A 25,739-nucleotide genomic window follows, 5' to 3' on the forward strand; every position below is an offset into this window, starting at 1 on the left:
GGGGGGGTTCGTGATTCACATCCTGTTTACAACCCGTTTATCACACCCCCGACCTCCGGGAGCCGCCTACGGACCCGTGCAGGTGAGCGTCGGCAGTGCCCAGTCCGCGTGGTCGTTGCCGTTCCCGTCACCGCCGTCGGACACCAGCAGGTCCAGGACCTGGGCCCCGGTGACGTCGACGTCGATCGGGACCGCCGCCTGGCCACCCCGCACCACCGGCGTCGTCACGCGGGTCGCACCGTCCACCGAAACGCTGAAGCTCACGCTGCCACCGCCACCCGTCTCGCCGTCGACACCGGCCGAAGCCGTCAGCCGCGTGCAGGCGCCGGCCAGGTACAGCTGGACGTCGCTCGCCGCGTGCACGCCCAGCCCCTTCGCGTACGCCACCCCGCCGATCGTCATCGGCTTGCCGTCGCCCGCGTTCGCTTCGCCGTTGCTCGTGTCGCGCTCGACCGGGCCCCAGCCGTTGGTCGCCGTCAGGAACGGCAACGAGCTCACCGCCACTTCCCCCGCGGGTGGCGCCGGGGGCACTGCACCGACGATCCGCTCGCCGGACACCGAACCCGGCCGCCCGGCCTGCCGGTACGCCACCGCCACCCTCAGCGCGGACGTGTCCACTGTGGAGGGAGCGGTGACCGGCCAGGTGAACGTCGCCGACCGGCCGCCGTCGATCCGCGCCACCGAAGGCGGGGCCGCGGCGCCGACCGTCCACCCCGCGGGCGCGGTCAGCGCCGGCTTCACGTCGAACGCCGGCGGCGCGCCCGCGGGCACCCGCACCGTCGCCGAAGCGGTGAACTGCTGCCCGCCCGACACCGTGTCCGGCGCGGTCAGCGACACCGCCGCGGTCGGCGCCGCCGGCATCGCGTACCGCTGAGGGTCGTAGCCCGGCGACGGGTTCGGGCGCACCGTCAGCGGTGAGCGGTAGCTGCCGTAGTTCGTCCACGCGATCTTGCCCAGCCCACCCGTGCTGCCGTCGAGGTTCCACACGGCGACGGCGATCGTGTTGTGCCCGTTGGGGTTCAGCACGCCGTTCGGGATCGGGAAGCTGTGCTGCGGCCCGAGGTAGTTGACGTACTGGCCGAGCTGCCAGCCGTTGACGAAGATCAGCGCCCGGTACTGCCGTCCGGGGTCGTCGGTGATCGTCAGGCCGAGCGAGGTGTCCTGACCGCGCGGCAAATCCAGGTCCGCGGTCGTCCGGTACCACGACACGCCCGGTGTCGTGTCCTTGGCCGGCAACGACGTCGACGTCCAGCGCCCGTCGGGGAAGCCGGGCAGCGACCAGCCCGCGCGCTCGCCGTACAGCCCGCCGGTGTTGAGCGGGCCGCGGACCGGGTCGAGGCCGGTCTCGCCGCCGCGGACGCCCTGCAGCCGCCAGGTCACCGACGTCAGCGGCGCCCCGGTCAGCCGCGCGGAGGTGAGCCCGCGCGCGGCCTTGTTGCCGTTGTTCGCCCCGTAGTCCTCTTCGTGGCCCATGTTCACGGTCAGCACGGAGATCTCGTTCTCGCCCGGGCGCAGCGCCCCGGCCGGGAAGCCGAACGTGTGCTGCGGATCCGTCGAGCTGCCGAGGAAGACGCCGTTGAGCCACGCCGAGAACGCGCCGGCCGGCCCGCCGCTCTGGCTCGACAGGCTGATCCCGGTCTGCTTCCCGTCGCCGGTGAACCGGCCGCGGTACCAGGTGTTGCCGGTGTGGAAGCCGTAGTCGTCGGCGAAGAGCACCGGTTTCGTGCCGAGCGCCGTCGAGCTGTTGCTGGTGTCCTTGTCGGCCACCGGCCACGCCGAGTCGTCGAACGCGGGCTGGCTCTCCGGTGACTCCTGCTGGTGCTTCCAGCCGCTCAACGCGGGCAGCGTCACGGCCTTCGCCGTCGGCGCGGTGCCGGTCAGGCTGCCACTCGACGTCGGCTTCACCACTACGCGAGATCCGTTCCACGACACGGACTTCTCGCTGCCGAAGACCTCGAACGCGCCATCGGTGCCGGTGTCGCCGGTCAGGGCGAGGGTCCCGTGGTCGTCGGCCGCGGTCCGCACCAGGTGCGTGCCGCGGACCAGCACCGGACCCGCCGCGGTGTCCTGGCGCCAGAACGTCGCCGCCGTCGCCTTGTCCGCGAGCAGCAGGAGCAGCGGCCGCGCGCCGGGGGCGGTGACGAGGACCCGCGTCAAGCCGTCATGAGTGTAGTTCAGCCGCAGGTCGCCGCGGGCCGCGTCCCAAGTGGACGTCGCGCTGCCGCCGAGCACCTGCACGTTCGGCTGCTTCGCGAACCGCAGGACGGTCTCGCCGGGCCCGCCCTGGTCGCCGTAGAGGACCGCGACGTCACGGCCGCCGATGGCCGCGCTCGTCATGACCTCCGACGTCGAGTACTGCATCCGCGTCCGCCCGAGGTCGTACCCGGCGACGACGATCTTCGACTGGCGGCCGTTCAGCGTGATGCCGGTGCCGGGCTGCTGCGGGACGACCGGGTAGTAGTCGGTGCTGCCGGACAGCAGGTCGACGGCGTCCACCACGACGAACGGGCCGGTCGCGCTCGCGTTCTTCTGCCCGGTGACGACGATCTTCAGCGTGTGCGCGCCCGCGGGCAGGCCGCGCACCTCGTAGCCGGTGACCTGGTTCTGCTTGCTGCCCGCGTAGAGGTCGACGGTGCTGACCTTCGCGTCGTCGAGGTAGACGTCGGCGATGCCGTGGCTCGGGTCCTTCGACGTCACCCAGCGGATCCCGGTACCGGTGAAGGGGATGCTCACGCTGTCGCCGGTGACCTCCGAGAACGACTCGGTGTGCTGGTAGTCGCCGCCGGTGTAGTTCACCTCCGGCCCGACGTGGCTCCACGTGCCGGTGTAGCCGACCTCGCCCGCGCGGTCGTCGTAGGTGTAGCCCGCGTGCGCGGCGAGGTCGAGCGCGAGGCTCGTGGTGTTCGTCGCGGTGGACGTCGAGTCGGTGTGGCGCAGGGTGTGGAACTGCGTCCGGGTGTCCGGGTTGATCCGGGCGGTGTCGGTGAGGGCCGGATCGGTGAGCGGTGCTTGCGCGAGCCCGTCCGTCTTCGTCAGCGGGGCGACGGACTGCGTGAAGTAGCCGATCAGCTTGTCTTCGTTGTACTTGGGGTCGAACTGGCGCCCTTCGGTAATCGCGGCGCCGTAGTCGTAGGACGTGTAGTTCTGCGGGATCGCGCTCCAGCCCCACGACGTGCCGCCGTGCAGCATGTAGAAGCTCTGGCCGGTGGCGCCGACGGCGATGTTCTGCTTGTAGAACACGTTCGCGAACTGGTCGTTGATCAGCTGGGCGCACTTCTCGTAGCCCGGGCCGCCCCACGGGTCGAAGGCGCCGCCCTGGAACTCGGCGGTGATCAGCGGCTTGCCGGGGACGTGGTCGTAGCTGATGTCCGGGACGCCGTTCCAGCGCGTGGGGTTGGAGCAGTCGAAGCCCTGCGGGTAGGAATCGGCGGCGTCGACGTCGAGCGCGGCCTCACCGGCGTTGAAGGTGCCGTTGTTGTTGCCCACCAAGGGAACCGTGATGCCGTCGGCGCGGGCCTTGTCCTCGAGGTGCTTCATGTAGGCGCGGCCGTCGGCGTTGCCGTTGTAGTACTCGTTCTCGACCTGGTAGGCCAGCACGCTGCCGGTGCCGTTGGTGAGCTGGTGGCGCGCGATGATCCGGTCGATCTGCGTCTGCCACTCGTCGGAGTACTTCAGGTAGACGGGGTCGGCGCTGCGTGTGTGGCCAGGGGTGGTCGACAGCCAGGTCGGGAAGCCGCCGCCGTCGACCTCGGCGTTGATGTAGGGCCCGGGCCGCGCGATGACGTAGAGCCCGGCCTGCTGTGCCAGGTCGAGGAGCTTGTCGAGGTCGCGGACGCCGGTGAAGTCGTAGACACCCTGGCGCGGCGAGTGGTAGCCCCAGTCGAAGTAGAGCGACGTCGAGTTGAAGCCGGCCGCCTTCATCTTCTGGAAGATGTCGAGCCAGAGGTCGGGGCTCGGGAGGCGGTAGGAGTGGAACTCCCCCGACCACAGGTAGGTCCGGTTGCCGTCGACCAGGAAGGAGTAACCGTCGTAGGTGACGGTGTGCGCCGCCGCTTTCGGGGGCGCGGCCGTGGCCTGCGGGACGGTCACCCCGACCAGGGCGAGCACGGCGACGAGCAGAGTCCGGACGACGGCACGCATGCGGGGACCTCCGGGCGGCGGGGACCAGAACCGAACACGATCCTTTGCCGATCACACAGAAGTCGTCAAGACCCAACACTGGGATGGATCAGTGCCGACGTAGTGTTAGCGCTAACAGCGGCTGGGCTTACCCGGCCAAATGTCTTGAATGAGTCATTCAGGTCCTCGGAGGTCCTGAATGACTCATTCAAGACGCTCAGCGCGGACCGGTGCTCTCCCGCACGATCAGCTCCGCGGGCACGAGGTGCCGCGCCCCGACGTCGCCGCCCGCCATCCGGTCTTCCAGGAGCCCGAACGTCTTCCGGCCGACCTCGATGAAGTCCTGGCGGACCGTCGTCAGCGGCGGGTTGAAGTAGGCCGCCTCCGGGACGTCGTCGAAGCCGGCGACGTGGACGTCCTCCGGCACCCGGATCCCCGCCTCGGTGAACGCGCGCAGCAGGCCCAGCGCCATCTGGTCGTTGGCCGAAAACACCGCCTTCAGCCCGCGCTTGCCGACCAACGTGCGGCCCGCCTCGTAGCCCGACCGCGGGCTCCAGTCGCCACGCACGACCGCCGGCACCCGCAGGCCGCGCCGTTCCAGGGTCTCGCGCCAGCCGCGTTCGCGGTCGCGGGCCTCCAGCCAGTCCTCCGGCCCGGCGACGTGCCAGACCGTCCGGTGGCCGAGGGCGAGAAGGTGCTCGGTGGCGCGGCGGGCGCCGTCGTACTGGTCGACCGAGATCACCGGCACCGGCGCGGACTCGCCGCCGCCGACCGCCACCACCGGGATGTCGCCGGGCACCGCGGCGAGCGCCCGGCCGGCCGTGACGTGCGGGGCGATGACGACGATCCCCTCGACGGCCTGGCGCCGCAGGCTCTCCACCGCGTCCCCGATGGACGTCCGGCCCGGCCGGGTGACGCTGCAGATCGCGACGCCGTACCCGGCTTCGCGCGCCGCGTTTTCGATGCCGTACAGGGTGCTCGCCGGTCCGTACAGGTTGGACTCCAGCGCGACCACGCCGAGCGTGCCCGACCGGCCGGTGACCAGCGTCCGCGCGGCGGTGTTGGGCCGGTACCCGAGCTTGTGCACGGCGGCGAGGACCCGTTCGCGGGTTTCCGGGCGCACCGGCCCGCTCTCGTTGACCACGCGCGAGACGGTCATGTGCGACACCCCGGCCATGCCGGCGACGTCGGCCAGGCTGGGCTGCCGCGGCCCCGGGGCCGACGTCCTGGCTTGCTCCCCCGGCTTAGCCCGGTCCACCACCCTGGCCCCTTCCACCTCGCGCCGTGTCCCCACGCACGGAACCGTACCGCCGAAGGGCCGTCATCGGCGGACGCCGGGCGCGTCAAGACCAGCCAAGCGGGCCGGAGAGCGCTTTCACCACCGCCGTGATGTTCTGCGACGCCTTCGCCCACGAGGTGGCGGCGGGCTGGGCGCTCAGCACGACGACGATGTAGCGGCGCCCGCCGACGAGCCCGCTGGTGTGCAGGTTGCGGCCCGGGTCGCAGCAGGACCAGCCCTGCTTCACCGCCCAGTCGGCGGCGGTGACCGCGCCCGGGATGCCGAAGAACTGGTCGAAGCCGTCCGCGCCGTGTTCGGTGGCGCCGTCGAGCGCGCGCAGGATGACCTGCCGGCTCCCTTCGGGGGCTCCGTCCATCAGGTACGCGTAGAGCCGCGCCAGGTCGGTCGCGGTGACGAGGGTGCTGCCCCAATGCGCGGCGTCGGCGGGCGGCCGGGTCGAGGTCATGCCGATCCGCTTCGCCCACGACGTCACGATGGCGGGCCCGCCGAGCCGCATCCACAGCCGGCTCGCGACGTCGTCGTCGCTGCGCGAGAGCATCTCCGCGACCTCGGAGGCGGGTTCGCCCTGCTTCAGCGCTTCAAGCGCGATGAGCAGCTTGACCAGCGACGCGGAGGTGTACGTCGCGTCGGGGCGGTAGGAGACGACGTCGCGGGCCGACTTGCGGTCGCGGACCAGCACGCTGACCTTCCCGGGCACGAGCGCCGCGAGTTCGGCGCCCTCCGGCACCGGCTTCGTCGACGCCTTCGCGGACGTCGCCGGCGGCGCCGAAGTGGCCGTCGTGGCGACGCTCGTCGTGTACGACGGTGCGGTCGCGAGCGACGGCCCGGCCGCCGCGGCGGGGCCCGGCGGCCGGACGGCCGAAGCCACGACGAGCATCGCCACCACCGCGCCGGCGCACGTCCCGGCCAGCAGCATCGCGTTTCCCCTGTGCATACCGGCTCTTGTCCGCACCCCCCGAAGTTGTTCGCCGAAAAGGGCGCGAATGTGGCCTGCGTCTCATCCGGGCGGGCGATCGGGGACGCGAGCGGCGGGTCGCGACAACCAGTAGCGTGACCAGAATCGTGGAACGGCTCGACCGGCCCGACCTCGCCGCGAAGGATCCGAAAGAGGTCTTCTCGCGGCTCTTCGACGAGTACGCCCATCCCCTGCGCGGGTACCTCGCGGGCCGGGTGGGCGTGCACGCCGCCGACGACCTCGTGGCGGAGACGTTCGTCGTCGCGCTGCGCAGACGGGCCAGCTACGACCCCGGCAAGGCGCCGATCCGCGGCTGGCTCTACGGGATCGCGACCAACCTGCTGCGCAACCACGTGCGCCAGGAGGTCCGCGGGTTCCAGCTGACGGCGAAGGCCGGCGCCGAAGAGCGCCCGGAAGAGAACCACGACGCCGCGGTGGCCGGCCGGGTCGACGCGGCCGCGCGCCTGCGCGTCCTCGCCGGCGAGCTCGCCGCGCTGTCCGAACAGGACCGTGACGTCCTGCTGCTCACCTCCTGGGCCGGGCTCGAACCGGCCGAAGTCGCCGAGGCGCTCGGCGTGCCCGCCAGCACGGTCCGCTCGCGCCTGCACCGCGTCCGCCACCGCCTCCAGGCCCTGCTCGTCCCCACCGAGGAGAACCCCCATGCGTGAGCTCGACGAAACCCTCGAGCTGCTCCACCGCGACGCCCGCACGGCATCCGCCGACCTCTCCGCGGCGCGCGCGAAGCTGCTGGCCGAGCTGGACGCCGGATCGAACGTCGTCCCGTTGCGGCCCCGGCGGACCCGCCGGTTCGCCCTGCCGGTCGCCGCCGCCGTGGCCGGGGTGGTCGCGGTGACGGTCGTCGTCGTCCAGACGGGGTCGTCCGGGCCCACCGCCGTGACCACTGGGGGGCCGGCGGCCTCGCCTTCGGCGCCGAGTGCAAACCCGACCGCGAACTGGCCGGACATCAAGCTGATGTCGGCGGTGCAGGTGCTGAACCGGGCGGCCGACCTCAGCGTCGGCGCGGTCGACCAGCCCGTCGGTGCCGGGCAGTTCCGGTACGTCGGCGAGCACACGTGGGTCGGGCGCGGCGTCCAGACCGGCGACGCGACCGGGTACAGCTACCTGTGGGAGCAGCAGGTCGACCGCTGGATCCCGGCCGACACGCACGACGTCTGGCAGGAGAACCGCAAGATCCTGAACACCGGGAAGTTCCTCGGCGGTTCGCAGCCGCAGTCCCAGTCGCCCGAGCCGGAGATCACCGACACCGACCAGGGTCAGTGGCAGGGCCGGTGCGGCGACTTCTTCCCGAAGTCGAAGCCGGCGAAGAAGTGCGACGACCCGGCGGACTGGGACAGCCCCGCGTTCTACGCGACGCTGCCGCACGACGCGGCGGGGCTGTACGCGAAGCTGCAGAGCCTGACCAAGGGCCGCGGCTCGACGCCGTCGGTGATGTTCCACTTCGGCACCGAGATCCTCCGGGCCGGCATGATGCCGGCCGAGCTGCGCGCGCAGTGGTACCGGGCGCTGGCGAAGATCCCGGGCATGACGGTGCTGGCGGCGGAGACGAACCTCGACGGCCGCACCGGTGTCGCCCTCGGTCTCGACGACCGCCACGAGATCCGGCAGCTGATCATCGACCCGGTCACGGGCCAGTTCATCGGCGAGCGCTCGATCGCGGGCGCGGAGCCGGACGAGGCGTGGATCAAGCCGGGAACGGAGATCGGCGCGAGCGCGATCACGACCGCGGTGGCCGGCCGGCTGGGCGAGGTCCCGTCCCGCTGACCCCGAGTCCGGCTCCCGCTTACTGGCACCCGGTCAGCGCCCCAATGTGGCGTTGGGTGCGTCCCACGCACCGAACGCCACATGGGGTGCGTCCGACGCACCCAATGTGGCATTGGGGCGCTGGCAACCGGCCAACAGCGGCGACCACTTGTCCGACATCGGGAGCTGATATGTCTGACATATCGTGCTAACGTCGGGGCCGTGGAGACCGGAACTTCCGCGGGGCTGCGGATCGCCGTCGAGATGCGGTCCCGGGTCGACGACGGGCGCTGGCCCGCCGGGACCATCCTGCCCACCGAGCTGGAACTCGCCCGCGAGTTCGAGGTCAGCCGGCCTTCGGTGCGCGAAGCCTTGAGCGCACTCCAGTTCGCCGGGTACGTCGAGCCGCGGCGCCGGCGCGGCACCGTCGTGCTCGGCGGCTCGCCGGTTCCCGGCGCGGCCCGGCACGTCCGCGCCGCGCGGTCCTTCGAAGAGGTCGTCGACCTCCTGGAAGCCCGGCTGGTCCTCGAACCGGCCGTCCTGGCCCTCGCCGCCGCCGACCCGGATCCGGTGGCGCTCGACCAAGCGCACGAAGCCGTCGCCGGGATGGCTCTCGTCACGGGTGGCGACGCGATCCCGGCCGACACCGACCACCGGCTGCACGCCGCGATCGCCGGCGTCTGCCGGAACCCGGACCTGCGCGAGCAGGTGTCCACACTGCTCGAACGAGCGTCCGGGCCGGTCTGGCGCGAGACGCAGGCGACGGCGTGGGCATCGGGCACCGCGAGCCGGTGGACCGACGACCACCGCGAGATCGTCGGCGCGCTCGCCCGCGGGAACGGCCCGGCCGCGGCCGCCGTCTCCCGGCGGCACCTGCTGTCCGCTGTGGACAATGCCGCCGGCTGCCCCGGCCTGCCGCCATCGCAGCTTCGGCGGCTGCACCGGCTTCGCGAGCACTTCGGCTCGTGTTAGCCGTCCTGCTGCTGGCGGTGCCGGTCGGCGTCTTCATCGGCGCGATCGGCATCGGCGGTGTCCTCCTGCCGCCCGCGCTGACCTGGCTCGCCGGGCTCGACATCCACGCCGCGGCGGGCACCAGCAGCTGGTGCTTCCTGTTCACCGGCATCGTCGGCACCACCGCCTACGCGCGCCAACAGGCCATGCCGTGGCGCTTCGGCGGCTGGCTCACCCTCGGCGCGGCACCGGCGGCGGCAGCGGGCGCCCTGGTGAACGGCGTCATCCCGGCGACTGTGCTCTGGCTGTTCCTGGCCACCGTGACCGCCGGCTCCGGCGCCTTCAACCTCTGGGCACGGCCTCGCGAAGCGCGCGAACTGCCCGCGCCCGCCGCCGTGGCGGTCGGCGCGGCCGTCGGGTTCGGCTCGGCGCTGACCGGCACGGGCGGGCCGGTGCTGCTCGTCCCGGTGCTGCTGGCGCTCGGCGTGCCGGCGTTGACGACGATCGCGGCCGGGCAGCTGATCCAGCTCCCGCTCGTGGGCTTCGCGACGCTCGGCTACGCGGCACAAGGATCCGTCCACTTCGGACTCGGCAGCGTCCTGGGCGTCCTGGCCGGCGCCGGCACCCTGCTCGGCACGCGCCTGGCGCGGCGACTGCGCGGGCGCCACCTCCACCGCGTCGCCTCGGTGGCCCTCGTCGGCTTCGGCGCCTTCCTCTTCGTCCTCCCGTTCCTCCCGCGCTAGAAGGGAAAACCCATGGACCTGGCCGCCCGGCTCGAGCGGTTCCCCCGCGAACGCCTCGCTCTCACGCCCACCCCGCTCGACGTCCTCACCCGGCTCAGCGACCGGCTCGGCCCCCGGGTCCTCCTCAAGCGCGACGACCTCACCGGGCTCGCGCTCGGCGGCGACAAACCCCGCAAGCTCGAATACGAACTGGCGCGGGCCCGCCGGGCGGCCGCGGACGTCGTCGTCACGTGCGGGTCGATGCAGAGCAACCACGCCCGGCTCACCACCGCGGCCGCGCGCCGGCTCGGGATGGACTGCACCGTCGTGCTCAGCCGGGACGCCTACGACGAGTTCCAGGGCAACCTGCTGACCGTGCGGCTGCTCGGCGCCGACGTCCGGGTGGTCGACGTCGAGGACCACTGGGGCCTCGACGAGCACGTCCGCGCGGTGTGCGACGAGCTGCGCGCGGCGGGACGCCGGCCGCACGCGGTGCCGATCAGCGGCACCACGCCGCACAGCTGCCTGGGCTACGTGCGCGCCGGGCTGGAGCTCGCCGCGCAGCTGCGGGAAACCGGCGACCGGCCGGACGCCGTCTACCTGCCGTTCGGCACCGGCGGGATCTTCACCGCGCTGACGCTCGCCTTGCGGGACCAGGGTTTCGGCTGCCCGATCATCGGCATCAGCGTCAACCAGGACCGCGCCGGCTGCCACGCCGAGTACCGCCACTGGTGGGCCGAGCTGACCACGCTGCTCGGGCTCGGCGGCGAGCCGCCGGAGGTCGAACTGCACGACGAGTTCGTCGGGCGCGAGTACGGCGACCCGACCGAGGAGTGCCTCGACGCGATCCTGCTGCTGGCCCGCACCGAAGGCGTCCTGCTGGATCCGGTCTACAGCGGCAAGACCTTCGCCGGGTTCCTCTCCCACCACGCGGCCGGGCGCTGGACCGCCGGGCACCGCGTGGTCGTGCTGCACAGCGGCGGCGTCCCCGCGTTGTTCGCCTACCACGACGCGCTCGCCGCGCACCTGGCCCGGCGCGACTGACCTCAGGCCGGCGCGAGGCGCACGCAGCAGAAGCCGGGCTGCGGATCCAGGCGGGCGCGCAGGCGGCCGTCGCCCGCGCCGGCGAGCATGCCTTCGACCAGCCCGAGGTTCATCTCGCAGACCAGCCGCGTGTGCGTCCGGGCCAGCCGCTGGAACGGGCAGTTGCCCAGCAGCACCCCGTCGCCCTCGACGCGCGGCTCGAACCCGTGCTCCTCGAGCGTGGCGACGACGTCCGGGGCACCGGCGGCCAGCTCGGCCCCGTGGTCGCGGGCGCGCCGGCCCAGGATGTCGCGCGCCGAGCCGCCGGTCGCGTCGGCTTCCTCGATCGCCGACGCGAGCAGCTCCCCCGCCAGCTCGTAGTGCCGCTCGGGCACCGAGACGCTCACCTGCCGGTCGGACCGGCGGTAGAGCTTGGCCGGGCGGCCCGCGCCCGGCCCCGTGCGGCCGCTGCGGCGTTCGTACTCGACCGCCAGGAGCTGCTCCTCCACCAGGCGGTCCAGGTGGAAGGCGACGGTCGCCCGGGCCACGTTCAGGGCCGTGGCGACGTCGTCGCGGCTCACCGGCTCCGGGCGCCGGACGACGTACTCGTAGAGCCGCCGGCGCGTCGGCTCGTCGAGCGCCGCGACCGCGGCCAGCGCGCCGGCCTGGGACTTGTGCATCTCGGCACTCTAAAACAAATAATCGTTGACGAAAACCCCGGCGGCCTTCTAGCGTCGACTCGACTTGGTTTTAGAAGGAGGCTTCCGTGACCGTCGATCCCGTCCGCGAACCGGTGCCGCTGCGGCACCTGGGTGTCGTCCACGACCGCGACACCATGGACCTGCGCGCGGCGGAACGCGCGGTCGCCGACCTGCTGCGCGCGCTGGGGAAGGACCCGTCGTCCGAGCACCTGGGCGACACGCCGCGGCGGGTGGCGAACGCCTACGCGGAGATGCTGCGCCCGCGCGACTTCCAGCTGACGACGTTCCCGAACGACGAGGGCTACGACGAGCTCGTGCTGGCGAAGAGCATCCCGGTGCAGTCGCTGTGCGAGCACCACCTGCTCCCCTTCCGCGGCGTCGCGCACGTGGGCTACCTCCCCGGCGAGCGGATCCTCGGCCTGTCGAAGCTCGCCCGCGTCGTCGAGATGTTCGCGCGCGACCTGCAGGTGCAGGAACGGCTGACCAAGCAGGTCGCGGACTGGCTGCAGGAGCACCTGGCCCCGAAGGGCGTCGGCGTCGTGATCGAAGCCGAGCACCTGTGCATGTCGCTGCGCGGGGTGCGGGCGACCGGCGCGCTCACCGTGACGTCGTCCCTGCACGGCCTGTTGCGCGAGGAACCCAAGACGCGGCAGGAGTTCTTCGCGCTCTCCGGGGTGACCGCGTGATGGACAGCCACGTCATCGTCGGCGCCGGGCTGACCGGCGCGAAGGCCGCGGAGACGCTGCGTGCGGAGGGGTTCACCGGCCGCGTCGTCCTCGTCGGCGCGGAGCCGGACCTGCCCTACGAGCGGCCGCCGCTGTCGAAGGGCTACCTGCTCGGCCAGGACGATCGGGCGTCGGTCTTCGTCCACGACGAGAAGTGGTACGCCGAGCAGAAGATCGAGGTGCTGACCGGCCGGCGCGTCACCGCGCTGGACCGCGCCGCCCACGAGATCGAGCTGGCGGGCGGCGAACGCCTCGGCTACACGAAGCTGCTGCTGGCGACCGGGGCGTCGCCGCGGCGGCTGCGGGTGCCCGGCAACGACCTGAAGGGCGTCCACTACTTGCGCCGGCTCGCGCACGCGGACCGGCTGCGCGACGCGCTGGCCGCGGGCGGGCGGGTCGTCGTGGCCGGCGCGGGCTGGATCGGCCTGGAAACCGCGGCGGCGGCACGGACCTACGGCTGCGAGGTGACGATCGTCGAACCCGGCCCGTCCCCGCTGCACGCGACGCTCGGGCCGGAGCTCGGCGAGTACTTCGCGGACCTGCACCGCCGCCACGGCGTCGACCTGCGGCTCGGCACCGGCGTGCAGGGTTTCGCCGGCGACGGCGCAGTCAGTGCGGTGTGGACGGACGCGGGCGACATCCCGGCCGACGTGGTGATCGTCGGGATCGGCGCACGGCCGGAGACGCAGCTGGCCTCCGACGCGGGCCTGGCCGTCGACGACGGCGTCTGCGTGGACGCGGCCCTGCGCACCGAGGACCCGGACATCTTCGCGGCGGGCGACGTCGCGAGCGCGTGGCACCCGGGCTACGACCGCCGCATCCGCGTCGAGCACTGGGCCGCGGCGACGAACGGCGGCCCGGCGGCGGCGCGGTCGATGCTCGGCCGCGAGGTGGTCCACGACGACCTGCCGTACTTCTTCTCGGACCAGTACGACGTGGGCATGGAGTTCACGGGCTGGTTCCCGCCGGGCGGGTACGACCGCGTGGTGAAGCGCGGGACCGACGAGGCGTTCCACGCGTTCTGGCTGGCGGGCGGCCGGGTCGTCGCCGGGCTGCACGTCAACCAGTGGGACGAAGGCCTCGACGCGGTCCGCGAGCTGATCCGCAGTGGACGGACGGTGGACCCGGAAGAACTGGCCGACCCCGCCCGGCCCCTCCCGAGCTAGCCGCGCCGGCTAACCGGTCGTGGGTGGTGGGCCGATCCCGGCCCGCCACCCACGACAGCTCCACAAAGGCTGCCTGCGCCAGGCTCGGCAACCCGGTTCAAAGGTCTTGAATGAGTCATTCAAGACCTCCGAAGACCTGAATGACTCATTCAAGACGTTCGCGCTCGCCGCAGCGCTGTCGACGAACCTCGGACGCGCGACGCTAGTTGTCCCGTCGGTGCCGGCCGCCGCGCGACCCGGCGATCGCGCGCACCCGCAGCTCCAGATCGTCCCGGCGGGCCCGGCGCGCGTACTCCAGCAGCGCCTCCACCTGCTCCTGCGGCAGCCACCCTTGATCCGCACCGGCTTCCAGCCGCAGCAGGTGCGTCACCAGCTCGCGCGAATCCTCGTCGTGCTCACCAGCCAGCTCCGCGAACCGGCAGGCCGCCTCGGCCTCGCCGTCGCACCACGCCGTCATCGCCAGGAGCGTCGCCGTCGCCGTCAGGATGTCGCCGCGGTGAACGCCTCCCTCCGCCGCCAGGTGCTCCGCCAGCTGGAAGCTGCGCGTGCCCACGCCGCCGGCGCCTTCCCGGCGCACGGCTCTGGCCAGCGCCTTGATCTGCTGCGTGACATAGTCCCCGCTCGACAACCCCGACATGCCGTCCCCTCCGCCGCGCACGACAACTCGTGCGTCACCCGACAGGTGTATCGCATCGACGGTCAGATACGTCGGATGCTCCACCGGTTTGCGCCGAGTGGGCGCGTGATCAGCTCGAACGGCTACCGTCGGCGCGTCGTTGCGACACGTACACCGCGGCCGAGGTGCGCCGCTCGACCCCGAGCTTGTGCAGCACCGACGACACGTAGTTCTTCACCGTCTTTTCGGCCAGGAACAGCCGCTCGGCGATCTGCCGGTTGGTCAGGCCTTCGGCGACCAGGTCCAGCACCCGCCGCTCCTGCGGGCTGAGCTGCTCGTACCGCGGGTCCGGGGTCGCCACGTCCTCGCCGCGCAGCTTGTTCATCACCGACGCGGTCAGGGTGGCGTCCAGCAGCGAGCCGCCGACGGCGACCGTGCGGACGGCGTCGACCAGCGACCGCCCGGAGACCTGCTTCAGCATGTACCCGGCCGCGCCCGCCATGATCGCGCCGAAGAGCGCGTCGTCGTCCGAATAGGACGTCAGCATCAGGCAGGCCGGCGCCGGCTCGACCGTCGAGCGGATTTCGCGGCACACCTCGACGCCCTGGCCGTCGGGCAGCCGGACGTCGAGGATCGCCACGTCCGGGCGGGACTGCGGGATCCGGACCAGTGCCTCGGCCGCGGTCCCCGCCTCGCCGACCACCTCGATGTCCTCTTCGGACTCGAAGACGGTCTTCAGGCCGGTGCGGACCAGCTCGTGGTCGTCCAGCAGGAACACCGAGATCGTCATCGTCCACTCCCCTGCTCGCCGGGCCGTGCCGGCAGTTCCGCGGTCCATTCCAGCCGGGAGCCGCCGGCTTCGGCGGCCACCAGCTCGCAGTCGCCGCCCCACCGTGCCGCCCGGGCGGCCAGGTTGGCGAGCCCGCTGCGCCGGTCGGATTCCGGCGGCGGCCCGGTCCCGTCGTCTCGCACCACCAGGGTCAGCCGCCGGCCGGCCCCGTCCACGGTGACCTCGACCGACGACCACGTCGCCCCGGCGTGGCGCGCCACGTTCGTCAGCGCCTCGCGCAGCGACGCGATGAGGTCGGACCGGACGGCGTCCGGCACCGCGGCGTCGAGCGGCCCGTCGAAGCCGACGCGCGGCTCGAAGCCCAGCGTGTCCCGCGCGTCGACGGCCACCCGCAGCAGCTCGGCGCGGAGGCTCCCCTGCGCCTGCGCGGGCGCCTGCAACGAGAAGATGCTGTTGCGGATTTCGCGGATCGTGCCGTCGAGGTCCTGGGCGAACCCGGCCACGCGCGAGCCGACGGCCGGATCCCTGATCAGCCGGCTGACCCCCTCGAGCCCGAGCCCGGTCGCGAACAGCCGCTGGATGACCAGGTCGTGCAGGTCGCGGGCGATCCGGTCGCGGTCCTCGAACACCGCCAGCTGCTGGCGCACCTCCTGCGCCCGGGAGAACTCGACGGCGAGCGCGGCGTGCCCGGCGAAGGTCTCGGCCAGCTGGACCTCGGTCGGGGTGAACGGCGTCTTGTCCCGGAACTTCGCGACGACCAGCACGCCCAGCGTCTCGTCGCCGACCAGCAGCGGCACCGAGATCGCCGAGTCCAGGTCCTTGATCATCGCCGGCATCGGCCCGGCGCGGTCGCGCTGCTCCTCCTGCACGCGGTCGCCGTAGTCGCGCACGACGACCGGGCGGCGGGTGGTGAACGCGACCCCGGTGGCCGTCCCTTCGGTCGGCACGGTCAGCCCGGTGAGCCGGTCGGCGTCCTCCCCCGGCGGCTCGACGACGTCGAACACCAGCCGTCCCGGCCCGTCCGGCAACGCGATCGCCCCGGCGGTGCCGCCCGCGACGACGCGCGCGCGTTCGGCGATCAGCCGGAGCGTGGCCCTCAGGTCCTGCGCGGCGAGCAGCGCGCGCGTGACGTCGTAGGACGCTTCGAGCCAGCGTTCGCGGCGGCGCATCTGGTCGACCAGCACGGCCTTGTCGACGGCCATCGCGGTCGCGGCGACGAGCGCGCCCACCACTTCCCGCTCCCGGCGGCCGAACTCGCGGCCGGCGGCCGGCTCGACCGCGAACCGGCCGAGCGTCTTCGGCCCGACCCGCACCGGCAGCTCGACCACTCCGTTGCCGCCGGCCCGGCCGTATTCGGCGACGGCGCCCTCAGGACCGGTCACTTCGACGCGGCCGTGCCGGGCGCCGACCAGTTCGCACACCGCGGTCACCGCGGCGTCCAGCACCGCCGGCACTTCCAGCTCCCGCGCGATCCCGGCCACCGCGGCCAGGATCGCCGGCACGCCGATTTCGTCCGCCACGTCCCGCCGACCCCACATGAGCCCGATCCCGGGGGTGTCCCCGGGCCGTCAAGGGTCCCACAGGCGACTGCCCGTGTCGGCCCAATCCGATTCGTCCATCCGGTGGGTCGATCGGCGGAGTCGCTTTGTTACTCGGCGTGGCAGGCGATGCGGTGACCGGTGATGGCTTCGACCGGGATCCGCAGGAACCGGCGGCCGGCCAGCGCCGGGCACGGGCACAGGCAGGCGATCCCGGCGTCGCCGGCCGGCGACTCGGTGGCGCGCCCCAGGAGGCTGACGTACCAGCCGGCGCCGAAGTCGGCGGTGAAGTCGTCGGCTTCGAACGCCACGACGGCGTCGCGCGCGCCCGCGTAGAGGGGACTGCTGGTCGGGACGGCGAACACGACGGCGTCGTCGACGACGGTGAAGCGCACCGGCCGGACGGCCGGCATGGCCCGGTGGGTGAAGATCACCCGGCCCAGGCTCGCCGTCCCGAGCAGGGCCAGGCACTGCTGCCGGTCGAGCAGCAGCCCGAAGCCCACGTCGTCCACCATCGCGTCCCTGTGTTTCTCCCCGTGAAAAATTCCCGGTCTCCAGCGTGATCGGTGGGCCGAGGCCGCCGGTAGGGCCGTTCGGCCCGGCCCCGCGCCGGCGGCCCGGCGGGCACATCGGGAAGTCCCGCGCCAGGGCCGGAAGACCCGGGCCGCGGCGGCCGCCCGGCCGGTGCGGCGGCCACGCGGGGTGACTTAGCGTCGTGACCGTCCGTTGCCGAGGAGAGGTGAGACTCGATGCCGCCGCAGTCCGCCGCGGGCGAACCCGCACCCACGGCGACCTTCTCCCTCGATCCGGAGCTGGTCCGGTCCGCGATGACCGGCAACCGCGCCGCGATCGCGGGTGTCTTGCGAGCGCTGCGGCCGATGGTGTTCCGCTACTGCCTCGGCCGGCTCGGCACGTGGCAGGACGGGTCGTCGGACGCCGAGGACTGCGCGCAAGAGGTGCTCCTGGCGGTCGTCGGCGCGCTGCCGGGGTACCGCTACAAGGTCGACGGTTTCCTGGCGTTCGTGTTCGGCATCGCGGCGCACAAGGTGGCCGACTTCCACCGCCGCCGGGCCCGCGACCGCACGAGCCCGGTGGCCGATCCCCCGGACGATCGGTGGACGGGCGGCGACCCGACGGGCGAAGAGGTCGAGCGCGCCGCGGGCCTGGACTGGTCGGCGGGACTGCTCGACAAGCTTCCGCCGCGGCAGCGGGAGATTTTGGTGCTGCGCATCATCTTGGGGCTCAGCGCGGAGGAGACGGCGGCGGCGGTCGGGCTCGCGAGTGCCGGCGCGGTCCGGGTCGCCCAGCACCGAGCGTTGACGACGTTGCGGCGCGGGTTGCTGGCGCAGAAGCGCGAAGCATCCTGACGGCGGGGCAGCCGCATCGAGGGACTTGGCCTCCTCCGATGCGGCGTGCCCGGCTTGGACGACCCGGGTCGGCGCCAGTTGCAACCGGCCGCGCCCCACCACGCGACAGCCCGCACCGGCCACAACCAGCGCCACCCACCACGCGACAGCCCCCCGCCGGCCACAACCAGCGCCACCCACCAACCTCCGCGCCGCCCCACGCACCTCACACCGGCCTCCCCACCGCGCGGCGTGCGATCATCCTCCTGTGTCTCCGCTGCTGATCGTCGTCGGCGGGCTGCCCGCCACCGGGAAGACCACCGTCGCCGCGGAACTGGCCCGCCGCACCGGTTTCTCCTTCCTGCGGGTCGACACCGTCGAACAGGCCATCGTCCGCAGCACCTCCCTCACCCGGCCGCTCGGGCCGGTCGGCTACGTCGTCGCGCGGGAGGTCGCCGCCGATCTGCTGCGCACCGGCGTCAGCATCATCGCCGAATGCGTCAACCCGCTGGCCGTCACCCGTGATGCCTGGCGGGACACCGGTCTCGCCCACGGCGCGCGCGTGCTCGAGACCGAGGTCGTCTGCTCCGACCCCGCCGAACACCGGCGCCGCGCGGAAACCCGCGACACCGGCATCCCGGGGCACGTCCCGCCCAGCTGGGCGGAGATCGCCGGCCGCGAGTACGAGCCGTGGACCCGCGACCGCCTCGTCGTCGACACCGCCCGGCTGCCGGTCGACGAGGCGGCCGCCGTCATCGAAGCGGCTGCGCGACCTCGTCGTTGACGCTCTCCAGCCGGCGGCCGGTCGTGCGCGGACCGAGCACCGCGATGTCCACCGCGACCACCACCAAAGCCCCGGCCACGACCAGGAACAGCGTCGTCGGGCCGTGCGAGTTCAGCAGCGGCACCAGCACGAACGGCATCGCGCCGCTCGCCAGCCGCGAAAGCGAGTAGGTGCCGCTCGACGCCGTCGAGCGCAGCGCCGTCGGGAAGATTTCGGCCTGGTAGATGTGGTAGGCGTTCGAGAACACGTTGCTGGCCGCGGTGTAGAGGAAGCCGAACACGAGGATCAGCCCCATCGAACCCGAGTAGCCGAACGCGATGCCGAACACCGCCATCGCCAGCACCGAGCCGACCACCAGGTACTTCCGCTCCACCCGTTCCACGAGCGGCAGCGACAACGCCGAGCCGACCGGGTAGCCGATGTAGGTCAGCGCGGCGAACAGCAGCGACTGCGAAAGCGCGTACCCCTTGGCCGCCAGCACCAGCGGCACAAGCGTGCCGAAGCCGTAGTAGCCGAGGGTCTGCAGGATCTGGAACACCACCATCATCCAGGTCCGGCGGCGCAGCGCGGGCCCGAACAGCTCGCGCACCGGCGCCGCGGCGCGCTTGCGGGTGGTGCCACGCGGCGGGGCGGGGTTCTCGTTGACGCCGCCGCGCGCCTCGGCCTCGAGCCCGGCCACGAGGTGCTCGGCCTCCTCGGTGCGGCCGACGGACTCCAGCCACCGCGGCGACTCGGGCAGGCCGCGCCGCAGCAGGAACACCGCGCCCGCACCGAGCGCGCCGAGCACGAACAGCCAGCGCCAGCCGGCGATGCCGAGGATCTCGTGCTCGGTCAGGCCGCGGGCGAGGAAGCCGACGACCGGGAAGCCGCAGAAGGCGAGCGTGTACGCCCAGGCGATGAACCGGCCGCGCTTGCGGGCCGGGAGCAGGTCGGTGAGGTAGGTGTCGGCCAGCGGTGGCTCCGCGCCCAGGCCGATGCCCGCGAAGAACCGCGTCACCAGCAGCATCAGCGCGCCGCCGCTGAACGCGCCGAGCAGCGAGAAGAGCGAGTAGAGCCCGAGGTTCAGCAGGAACGCGCCGCGGCGGCCGAACCGGTCGGCGAGCCGGCCCAGCAGCAGCGCTCCGAAGAACATGCCGACGAACGTCGACGCCAGCAGCGGCGGCAGCTCCGCCTTCGTGAGGGAGAACTCCTCGACGAGCACCGAGCTGAGCACGCCGGTCAGGAAGACCTCGTAGAAGTCGAAGAACAGGCCGAGCCCGACGGCGACGGTGGCCCGGCGGTGCGTGCGGGTGATGGGCAGCCGGTCGAGCCGGCCCGCGATCGTGCCGGTGTCCGGCACGGCGGCGTCGGGGATGTTCGCCATCCGTCGTCTCCTTTGACTTCTCCACTATGTGGTTGGCCGACCCATAATGTGACGGCAGCCGCGCAGAGTCAAGGACAGTCGAGCAGGAAGCAGACTTGGTTACCGGGCAACAGGACACTGTCCGGCACGAATCGGGCATCTCGCGACGCCGCCCGACTCAGAGCGCGGCGACCCGCTCCACGCCCGGCCGGTACCCGAGCCGCTCCGACGCGCGCCGGCCGGCTTCGACCACGACCGGCGCCAGCCGCGGCACGTCCGCCGGCGTCATGCGCTGGGTCGGGGCGCCGATTCCGATCGCCGCGCTGACCTCGCCGTTCAGGCCGAACACCGGGGCACTGAGCGACGCGGCGCCGAGGTCGCGTTCCTCGAAGCTGACCGCGTAACCCGTGTCGCGGATCTGCCCGAGCTGTTCCGACAGCAGGTCGAGGTCGACCACCGTCCGCGGGGTGAACCGGGCCAGGCCGTGGCCGATCGCGTCTTTGATCGCCAGCTTGTCCCAGGCCAGGAACACCTTCCCGGCCGAGCCGGCGTGCAGCGGCATCACCATGCCGACCACGAACAACCGGACCACCGGGTGGCGCGACTCGGCCAGCGAGATCACCGTGCGGTACGCGCCGTCGCGGACGTACAGGCAGGCCGTCTCGCCCGTTTCGTCGCGCAGCTGCTGCAGCACCGGCCGGGTCAGCCGGACCAGGTCGAGGCCGAACGTGCCCGGCGCCGCCCAGCGGACCAGGCCGAGCCCGACTCGGTAGGTGTCGTCGTAGCGGTCGAGGAAGCCTTCGCGCACCAGGTTGTGCACGAGCCGCTGGCAGGTGCTCGCCGGCAGCCCGGTCGAGCGGGTGATCTGCTGCAGCGTCAGTTCGGGGTCGTCGATCGTGAACGACTCGAGGATCTGCTTGAACTTGCGCAGTACGAGCACCGGCGTCGTGCCGCTGCGTTCTTCCTCTGCCATCGCCCCGCCCCGTGCCCGTGGTGTGCCGCACAGTCTATCCACGCTCCACGCTATTGACTCCGCGACACTCGCCCGTATTCTGGGTTTACAACTCACATCGTGGTTTGGAGTCGGGCATGAGTCAGCAAACCGGACCCCTGGCGGGTATCCGGGTGGTCGAACTGGGGAACTTCATCGCCGCGCCGACCGCCGGCCGGCTCCTGGCCGACTTCGGCGCCGACGTCGTCAAGGTCGAACGCCCGGGCACCGGGGACGAGCTGCGGCGCTGGCGGCTGCACGCCGGCGACACGTCCCTGCTCTTCCGCACGCTCGGCCGCAACAAGCGCTCGATGACCGTCGACCTGCGCCACGCCGAAGGCCAGGAGCTCGTCCGCGCGCTCGCCGCCCGCAGCGACGTCCTCCTGGAGAACTTCCGCCCCGGCACCCTCGAACGCTGGGGCCTGGGTCCGGACGACCTGCGCGCGCTCAACCCGCGGCTGGTCGTCGTCCGCGTCTCCGGGTACGGCCAGACCGGCCCCTACCGCGACCGGCCCGGCTTCGGCGGCGTCGCCGAGGCGATCGGGGGCCTGCGCGCGCTCACCGGCTACCCCGACCGGCCGCCCACGCGGGTCGGGGTCAGCCTCGCCGATTCCGTCGCGGGGCTCTACGCGGTGATCGGCGCGCTGATGGGCCTGCTCCGGCGCGACCGCGAGCCGGGCGCCACGCCGGGCGAAGTCGTCGACGTCGCGCTGTACGAAGCCGTCTATTCGCTGATGGAGTCGCTGATGCCGGACTTCGACGCGTTCGGCGTCGTGCGAGGCCCCGCCGGCTCCGCGCTGCCCGGGGTGGCGCCGTCCAACACCTACCGCTGCGCCGACGGCAAGTACATCGTGGTCAGCGGCAACGGCGACGCGATCTTCCGGCGGCTCATGCACGCCATCGGCCGCGCCGACCTCGCCGGCGACCCGCGGCTCGCGGACAACGCCGGCCGGGTCGAGCACGCCGGACTGCTCGACGACGCGATCGGCGCGTGGACGGCGACGCTGAGCCAGGAAGCCGCCGAAGCCGCGCTGCGCGGCGCATCCGTCCCGTGTGGACCGATCCTCACCGCCGCCGACATCGCCAAGGACCCGCACTTCGAGGCGCGCGGCATGCACGAGCGGCACCGGGTGCGCGGCCACGACACCGAAGTCACCTTCCCCGGCATCGTGCCCACGCTGACCGAGCGCCCCGGCCGCACCCGCGCGCTGGGGCCCGAACTGGGCGAACACACGGAGGCCGTGCTCGCCGAGCTCGGTGTCACCGGCGACGCGGTCGCCCGCCTGCGCGAGAACGGAGTGATCTGACCATGACCGAAGTCCTCCTCACCGAAGTCGTGCTGCGCGACGGCCTGCAGGACGAGGCCGTCACCGTGCCGACCCACGAAAAGGTCCGGCTCGCCCGCGGCCTGATCGACGCGGGCGTGCGGTCCCTGGAGGTCGGGTCGTTCGTCTCCGCGCGCCGGGTGCCGCAGATGGCCGACACCGGCGACGTGCTGCGGACGCTGCTGCCGGACGTCCCGGCGGCCCTGCACACGCTGGTGTTCACCGAGCGCGGGGCGCGGCAGGCGATCGACGCCGGCGCGAAGTCGGTGCGGCTGGTCGTGTCGGCCAGCGACGGGCACAGCGTCGCCAACGCGGGCGTGCCGACGGCCGCGGCGCTCGACCGGCTGGCCGGGTGCGCTTCGCTGCTCACGGCGGCAGGCGTGGCCATCGAAGCTTCGGTGGCGACGGCGTTCGTGTGCCCGTTCGACGGCGACACCGACCCGGACCGCACCGCCGACGTGGCCGCGCGGCTGGGCCGGCTGGGTGCGCGCGTGGTCCACCTCGCCGACACGATCGGCGCGGCGCGGCCGAGCCAGCTGCGCACGGTCGTGGCGGCGGTCCGCGACGAACTGCCGGACGTCCCGCTCGGCCTGCACCTGCACAACACCTACGGGCTGGCGGCGGCGAACGCGTGGGAAGGGCTCGGCCTCGGCATCCGCCGGTTCGACGCGGCGCTGGGCGGTATCGGCGGCTGCCCGTTCGCCCCGGGCGCGTCCGGGAACGTCGCGACGGACGACCTGGTCGACTTCTTCCACCGCGAAGGCATCGCGACGGGCATCGACGTGGAGAAGCTGGCCGAACTGCGCGACCAGGTCGGACTCGCGGTGGGCCACCGCTTGGGCTCGGCCTTGGCGGCGATTCCCGCGGTCCCGGCGGCGCTGCGCTGACCCGACGTCATGAACGACTCGTTCATCGCGTCGGACGACAGGAAAGAGTCGTTCATGGCGTTTCGGGGCGGCGGTCGGGGCGGTCGGCGAGCAGGGGCAACGTCGGATCCCACATCGTGCCGTCAAACCGCCCGGTTCCGGGGTGCCCGTGCCCGGGTCGCAGACGTCGATGTCCACCGACAGGAACACGCCGTCGCACTCGTCCATCGCGATTCCGAACGCCTCGGTGAGGCATTCGTCGATGCCGCGCGCGACGACTTCGGTCGTCTCGTAGGACCGCATCCGCTGCTCCGCCATCCAGTCCAGCGTCGCCGGTTCCGGCCAGTACCCGCCCAAGCCGATCTGCAGGAACCGGTCGCCGCGGACGGCGCCGGACTCGATGAGGCGGCGCATCGGCCGGCCGTGCCCGACCAGCGAGCCGAACGCGATGTTCGCGGTGACCGCGTGCACGGCCTCCTGCAGGGAGCGCACCGAGCGCTCGGCGTCGCCCGAGTACCTCTCGACGTCACCGGCGTCGTAGACCGCGAGGTCCCGCCGTCGAACGGAGCGCCGAGAATGACGACGTCGGCGTCGCGATAAGTGGCGGCATCCGCCCAATCGCACCGCTCGACGCCCAGGAATGTGATGTCCGGGCCGAACTGGGTTCTCCTACCGTGCCATGGGCACGGATTCTGCCGCGCCGGGCGGCATTCGGCCAGCGGGCATTCGGCGGGTCTCACTCAGGGATACGGATGCGGGTTCGGATCGGTTCAAAGTTTTTCGCCACACCCGCCGAAGCTGGACAACGCCCCGGTCAGCGGCCCAGGATGACCGCACACCCGAGTACGCCGGAGAGGGACACGCGCGGCAACCCAGCGTGATCCAGTTGCGGGCCGTCGCGCCCGCGTTTTTCGCGTACGCCATTCTTCGTCGATTCCCGACCCCATTTCGCGGGTCGCCCGTGACTACGGAAACGGAACCCCGGCCTGACGGTTCGTAATTGCCGCGAATTCCTTCTTGCCCGGTGTCAAACCCCGGTGTAGCTTCCATCACGGAACGATAACCAGCCGGTTGACGGCGTGGCCACGGGCAGGTGGCCGCGCACCCACCGATGTCGGGTCGGTGGCCGGCCTGGGAATCGTCCCGTCCCGCCGACGCCGCTTGAAAAGACACAAGCCTGGTGAGCACGAGCCTGGGCTCGTAACCGCCAGTGTCGCGCACTCCCGCCAGCCCGACACCCCGGAGGATCCACCCATGTCCAGCACCCAAGGGCGCCATCGCATTTCCCGCAGAACGAAGATCGCGACCGGCGGCCTGGCTCTCGCGATCGCGGTGGGCGGCATCGTCGTCGCGACGACCACCGGCAACACCGGTGAAGCGAGCGCCGACGAGGCCAACCCCGCCTTCTTCGTCGACATCCTCAAGGTGCAGCCGAACCAGTTCGACCCGCGGCCGGTCTACGGCGCGTCGACCGGCACGTTCACCGTCGACTGCGGCCGCAACGAGAACGGCCACTTCAACCCCGACAACTTCATCGCGCAGCCCGGCGTCCGCAACGGCGCCCAGCACCTGCACGACTATGTCGGCAACCTCTCGACGAACGCCGACTCGAACAACAAGAGCCTCGCCAAGGCCGGCACCACGTGCCGCAACGGCGACAAGTCGGCCTACTTCTGGCCCGTCGTCCGCATCGACACCGGCGAGGAAGAGAAGAACGAGCCCGCGAAGGCGCCGGACGGCGACCGCGCGCAGGCCGACCAGGAGGCCAAGACCGTCCAGGTCGCGTGCCCCGACGTCGCGAGCAAGCTCACCGACGTCCCCGACCAGGCCATGGCCGAGGTCGACAGCAACCTCGACCAGCTCGACACGCAGACCGACGAGGCCAATCAGCGCGTCGCGCAGACGCAGGGCCAGGGCGGCGCGAACTTCGTGCAGAACGCGATCCTGAACCCGCTGAAGGACCGGCGCGCCGCGATCCTCGAGCGGATCGCCACCATCATCGCCCGCTTCGCGCCGAAGCCGAAGGACCTCGGCGGGCTCGCGCCGTGCGCGCCGAAGCCGGGCAAGGACACCGGGACGCCCACCCCGCCGCCGAGCAGCACCGCGGGCGGCGCGCTGCCCGGGCAGGACGAGAACAACGAGCTGCCCGGCAACGACGGCAAGATCCTGCGCCCGCAGAAGGTGCAGATCACCTTCCGCGGCAGCCCGGTGGGCAAGGTCGTGGCGATGCCGAAGTTCCTGCGCGTGCTCTACGGCGACGCGAAGGTCTCGACCAACGGGCCGGCCAATGCCCGCGCGAGCTGGACGTGCAGCGGGTTCGAGAACCGCGTCACGGACAAGTACCCGATCTGCCCGCAGAACAGCAAGGTCAAGCGGATCCACACGTTCCCGAGCTGCTGGGACGGGAAGAACACCGACAGCACGAACCACCGCACGCACATCGTGTTCCCGGACCAGTCCGGCCGGTGTGCCAAGGGGTTCAAGGCCGTCCCGCAGCTGCAGATCACACTGACCTACGACATCCCGCACGACATCCAGGTCAAGAAGCAGTACAAAGTGGACGCTTTCCCGCAGGAGAAGCACAACCCGGGCTCCGACCACGACGACTTCGCGAACGTGATGTCGCAGCGGATCATGAACGGGCTGGTCAACTGCGTGAACCGCGGCAAGACCTGCCGGGCCTGACTTTCCCGCGGAAACCGGCGGCGCACCCCTGCG

General features: G+C 72.4%; 22 protein-coding genes and 1 pseudogene. 12 read left to right on the forward strand and 11 right to left on the reverse strand.

Annotation, left to right across the window (positions count from 1 at the left end; translation table 11 throughout):
- Nucleotides 1–66: 66 nt before the first annotated feature.
- The 3 genes from AB0M59_RS17325 to AB0M59_RS17335 form a co-directional block, all read right to left on the reverse strand.
- Nucleotides 67–4,140, reverse strand: coding sequence for a beta-galactosidase (locus AB0M59_RS17325; protein WP_364615739.1), 4,074 nt, complete (start codon nt 4,138–4,140; stop codon nt 67–69).
- 196 nt (nt 4,141–4,336) lie between these two features.
- Nucleotides 4,337–5,380, reverse strand: a complete 1,044-nt coding sequence (locus AB0M59_RS17330) for a LacI family DNA-binding transcriptional regulator (protein WP_364615742.1) — start codon at nt 5,378–5,380, stop codon at nt 4,337–4,339.
- A gap of 82 nt (nt 5,381–5,462) precedes the next feature.
- The gene (locus AB0M59_RS17335; RefSeq protein WP_364615745.1) at nt 5,463–6,353 is read right to left on the reverse strand and encodes a serine hydrolase; all 891 of its coding nucleotides are present in this window, start codon (nt 6,351–6,353) and stop codon (nt 5,463–5,465) included.
- 116 nt (nt 6,354–6,469) lie between these two features.
- Here AB0M59_RS17335 and AB0M59_RS17340 point away from each other — a divergent pair, with 116 nt between their 5' ends.
- The 5 genes from AB0M59_RS17340 to AB0M59_RS17360 all read left to right on the forward strand — a co-directional run bounded on the left by AB0M59_RS17340 (nt 6,470) and on the right by AB0M59_RS17360 (nt 10,852).
- Nucleotides 6,470–7,042 carry an RNA polymerase sigma factor gene (locus tag AB0M59_RS17340; RefSeq protein ID WP_364615748.1) on the forward strand — a complete coding sequence of 191 codons (573 nt, stop codon included), beginning with the start codon at nt 6,470–6,472 and terminating at the stop codon, nt 7,040–7,042.
- Complete coding sequence (locus AB0M59_RS17345; RefSeq protein ID WP_364615751.1) at nt 7,035–8,156, forward strand: CU044_5270 family protein; 1,122 nt, start codon at nt 7,035–7,037, stop codon at nt 8,154–8,156. The genes AB0M59_RS17340 and AB0M59_RS17345 overlap by 8 nt, the downstream gene beginning before the upstream one ends.
- 201 nt (nt 8,157–8,357) lie before the next feature.
- Nucleotides 8,358–9,107, forward strand: coding sequence for an FCD domain-containing protein (locus AB0M59_RS17350; protein WP_364615754.1), 750 nt, complete (start codon nt 8,358–8,360; stop codon nt 9,105–9,107).
- A complete protein-coding gene (locus AB0M59_RS17355; RefSeq protein WP_364615757.1) occupies nt 9,101–9,829 on the forward strand; it encodes a sulfite exporter TauE/SafE family protein in 729 nt (242 codons plus the stop codon). Before AB0M59_RS17350 ends, AB0M59_RS17355 begins: the two co-directional genes overlap by 7 nt.
- 12 nt (nt 9,830–9,841) lie before the next feature.
- Nucleotides 9,842–10,852, forward strand: a complete 1,011-nt coding sequence (locus AB0M59_RS17360; RefSeq protein WP_364615760.1) for a D-cysteine desulfhydrase family protein — start codon at nt 9,842–9,844, stop codon at nt 10,850–10,852.
- 2 nt (nt 10,853–10,854) lie between these two features.
- Here AB0M59_RS17360 and AB0M59_RS17365 read toward each other — a convergent pair whose 3' ends face one another.
- Nucleotides 10,855–11,511, reverse strand: coding sequence for a helix-turn-helix domain-containing protein (locus AB0M59_RS17365; RefSeq protein WP_364615763.1), 657 nt, complete (start codon nt 11,509–11,511; stop codon nt 10,855–10,857).
- A gap of 86 nt (nt 11,512–11,597) precedes the next feature.
- Here AB0M59_RS17365 and folE point away from each other — a divergent pair, with 86 nt between their 5' ends.
- Both folE and AB0M59_RS17375 read left to right on the forward strand, forming a co-directional pair.
- Complete coding sequence (gene folE / locus AB0M59_RS17370) at nt 11,598–12,218, forward strand: GTP cyclohydrolase I FolE (RefSeq protein WP_364615766.1); 621 nt, start codon at nt 11,598–11,600, stop codon at nt 12,216–12,218.
- Nucleotides 12,218–13,423, forward strand: a complete 1,206-nt coding sequence (locus tag AB0M59_RS17375; RefSeq protein ID WP_364615769.1) for an FAD-dependent oxidoreductase — start codon at nt 12,218–12,220, stop codon at nt 13,421–13,423. The genes folE and AB0M59_RS17375 overlap by 1 nt, the downstream gene beginning before the upstream one ends.
- A gap of 202 nt (nt 13,424–13,625) precedes the next feature.
- Here AB0M59_RS17375 and AB0M59_RS17380 read toward each other — a convergent pair whose 3' ends face one another.
- The 4 genes from AB0M59_RS17380 to AB0M59_RS17395 form a co-directional block, all read right to left on the reverse strand.
- Nucleotides 13,626–14,060 (reverse strand): hypothetical protein, encoded by a 435-nt coding sequence (locus AB0M59_RS17380; protein WP_364615772.1) that lies wholly within the window; start codon nt 14,058–14,060, stop codon nt 13,626–13,628.
- A 109-nt stretch (nt 14,061–14,169) separates the two neighbouring features.
- A complete protein-coding gene (locus AB0M59_RS17385; protein ID WP_364615775.1) occupies nt 14,170–14,829 on the reverse strand; it encodes a response regulator transcription factor in 660 nt (219 codons plus the stop codon).
- Complete coding sequence (locus AB0M59_RS17390) at nt 14,826–16,349, reverse strand: GAF domain-containing protein (protein WP_364615778.1); 1,524 nt, start codon at nt 16,347–16,349, stop codon at nt 14,826–14,828. The genes AB0M59_RS17385 and AB0M59_RS17390 overlap by 4 nt, the downstream gene beginning before the upstream one ends.
- 128 nt (nt 16,350–16,477) lie before the next feature.
- The gene (locus AB0M59_RS17395) at nt 16,478–16,882 is read right to left on the reverse strand and encodes a pyridoxamine 5'-phosphate oxidase family protein (protein WP_364615781.1); all 405 of its coding nucleotides are present in this window, start codon (nt 16,880–16,882) and stop codon (nt 16,478–16,480) included.
- Nucleotides 16,883–17,116: 234 nt separating this feature from the next.
- Between AB0M59_RS17395 and AB0M59_RS17400 the strand changes: the two genes are divergently transcribed.
- Nucleotides 17,117–17,734: a sigma-70 family RNA polymerase sigma factor gene (locus AB0M59_RS17400; RefSeq protein ID WP_364615783.1), complete on the forward strand. Its 618-nt coding sequence runs from the start codon at nt 17,117–17,119 to the stop codon at nt 17,732–17,734.
- Between the two features lie 247 nt (nt 17,735–17,981).
- Entirely contained in the window at nt 17,982–18,497 is a 516-nt protein-coding gene (locus AB0M59_RS17405; RefSeq protein ID WP_364615786.1) for an AAA family ATPase, read from the forward strand.
- On the opposite strand, the gene AB0M59_RS17410 is transcribed toward AB0M59_RS17405, so the two are convergent.
- Nucleotides 18,466–19,860: an MFS transporter gene (locus tag AB0M59_RS17410; RefSeq protein WP_364615789.1), complete on the reverse strand. Its 1,395-nt coding sequence runs from the start codon at nt 19,858–19,860 to the stop codon at nt 18,466–18,468. The genes AB0M59_RS17405 and AB0M59_RS17410 overlap by 32 nt on opposite strands.
- Before the next feature lie 157 nt (nt 19,861–20,017).
- Nucleotides 20,018–20,812 carry an IclR family transcriptional regulator gene (locus AB0M59_RS17415; protein WP_364615792.1) on the reverse strand — a complete coding sequence of 265 codons (795 nt, stop codon included), beginning with the start codon at nt 20,810–20,812 and terminating at the stop codon, nt 20,018–20,020.
- Nucleotides 20,813–20,928: 116 nt separating this feature from the next.
- Here AB0M59_RS17415 and AB0M59_RS17420 point away from each other — a divergent pair, with 116 nt between their 5' ends.
- Both AB0M59_RS17420 and AB0M59_RS17425 read left to right on the forward strand, forming a co-directional pair.
- Complete coding sequence (locus tag AB0M59_RS17420; protein WP_364615795.1) at nt 20,929–22,137, forward strand: CaiB/BaiF CoA-transferase family protein; 1,209 nt, start codon at nt 20,929–20,931, stop codon at nt 22,135–22,137.
- Nucleotides 22,138–22,139: 2 nt separating this feature from the next.
- The gene (locus AB0M59_RS17425) at nt 22,140–23,042 is read left to right on the forward strand and encodes a hydroxymethylglutaryl-CoA lyase (RefSeq protein WP_364615798.1); all 903 of its coding nucleotides are present in this window, start codon (nt 22,140–22,142) and stop codon (nt 23,040–23,042) included.
- Nucleotides 23,043–23,210: 168 nt separating this feature from the next.
- Here the strand turns inward: AB0M59_RS17425 and AB0M59_RS17430 are convergent.
- A pseudogene (locus AB0M59_RS17430) lies at nt 23,211–23,435 on the reverse strand (arginase family protein); the annotation flags it as partial.
- 840 nt (nt 23,436–24,275) lie between these two features.
- On the opposite strand from AB0M59_RS17430, the gene AB0M59_RS17435 reads away from it, so the two are divergent.
- On the forward strand, nt 24,276–25,706 hold the full coding sequence (locus AB0M59_RS17435) for a DUF1996 domain-containing protein (RefSeq protein WP_364615801.1): 1,431 nt from the start codon (nt 24,276–24,278) through the stop codon (nt 25,704–25,706).
- Nucleotides 25,707–25,739: the final 33 nt, after the last annotated feature.

This window comes from Amycolatopsis sp. NPDC051371, from assembly GCF_040682155.1.
Classification (GTDB): Bacteria; Actinomycetota; Actinomycetes; order Mycobacteriales; family Pseudonocardiaceae; genus Amycolatopsis.

Coding starts and splice junctions, on each gene's coding strand:
- AB0M59_RS17325 (WP_364615739.1), bottom strand. CDS start 4,140: ATGCGTGCCGTCGTCCGGACTCTGCTCGTCGCCGTGCTCGCCCTGGTC.
- AB0M59_RS17335 (WP_364615745.1), bottom strand. CDS start 6,353: ATGCACAGGGGAAACGCGATGCTGCTGGCCGGGACGTGCGCCGGCGCG.
- AB0M59_RS17345 (WP_364615751.1), top strand. CDS start 7,035: ATGCGTGAGCTCGACGAAACCCTCGAGCTGCTCCACCGCGACGCCCGC.
- AB0M59_RS17360 (WP_364615760.1), top strand. CDS start 9,842: ATGGACCTGGCCGCCCGGCTCGAGCGGTTCCCCCGCGAACGCCTCGCT.
- AB0M59_RS17365 (WP_364615763.1), bottom strand. CDS start 11,511: ATGCACAAGTCCCAGGCCGGCGCGCTGGCCGCGGTCGCGGCGCTCGAC.
- AB0M59_RS17375 (WP_364615769.1), top strand. CDS start 12,218: ATGGACAGCCACGTCATCGTCGGCGCCGGGCTGACCGGCGCGAAGGCC.
- AB0M59_RS17380 (WP_364615772.1), bottom strand. CDS start 14,060: ATGTCGGGGTTGTCGAGCGGGGACTATGTCACGCAGCAGATCAAGGCG.
- AB0M59_RS17385 (WP_364615775.1), bottom strand. CDS start 14,829: ATGACGATCTCGGTGTTCCTGCTGGACGACCACGAGCTGGTCCGCACC.
- AB0M59_RS17395 (WP_364615781.1), bottom strand. CDS start 16,882: ATGGTGGACGACGTGGGCTTCGGGCTGCTGCTCGACCGGCAGCAGTGC.
- AB0M59_RS17400 (WP_364615783.1), top strand. CDS start 17,117: ATGCCGCCGCAGTCCGCCGCGGGCGAACCCGCACCCACGGCGACCTTC.
- AB0M59_RS17410 (WP_364615789.1), bottom strand. CDS start 19,860: ATGGCGAACATCCCCGACGCCGCCGTGCCGGACACCGGCACGATCGCG.
- AB0M59_RS17415 (WP_364615792.1), bottom strand. CDS start 20,812: ATGGCAGAGGAAGAACGCAGCGGCACGACGCCGGTGCTCGTACTGCGC.
- AB0M59_RS17420 (WP_364615795.1), top strand. CDS start 20,929: ATGAGTCAGCAAACCGGACCCCTGGCGGGTATCCGGGTGGTCGAACTG.
- AB0M59_RS17425 (WP_364615798.1), top strand. CDS start 22,140: ATGACCGAAGTCCTCCTCACCGAAGTCGTGCTGCGCGACGGCCTGCAG.
- AB0M59_RS17435 (WP_364615801.1), top strand. CDS start 24,276: ATGTCCAGCACCCAAGGGCGCCATCGCATTTCCCGCAGAACGAAGATC.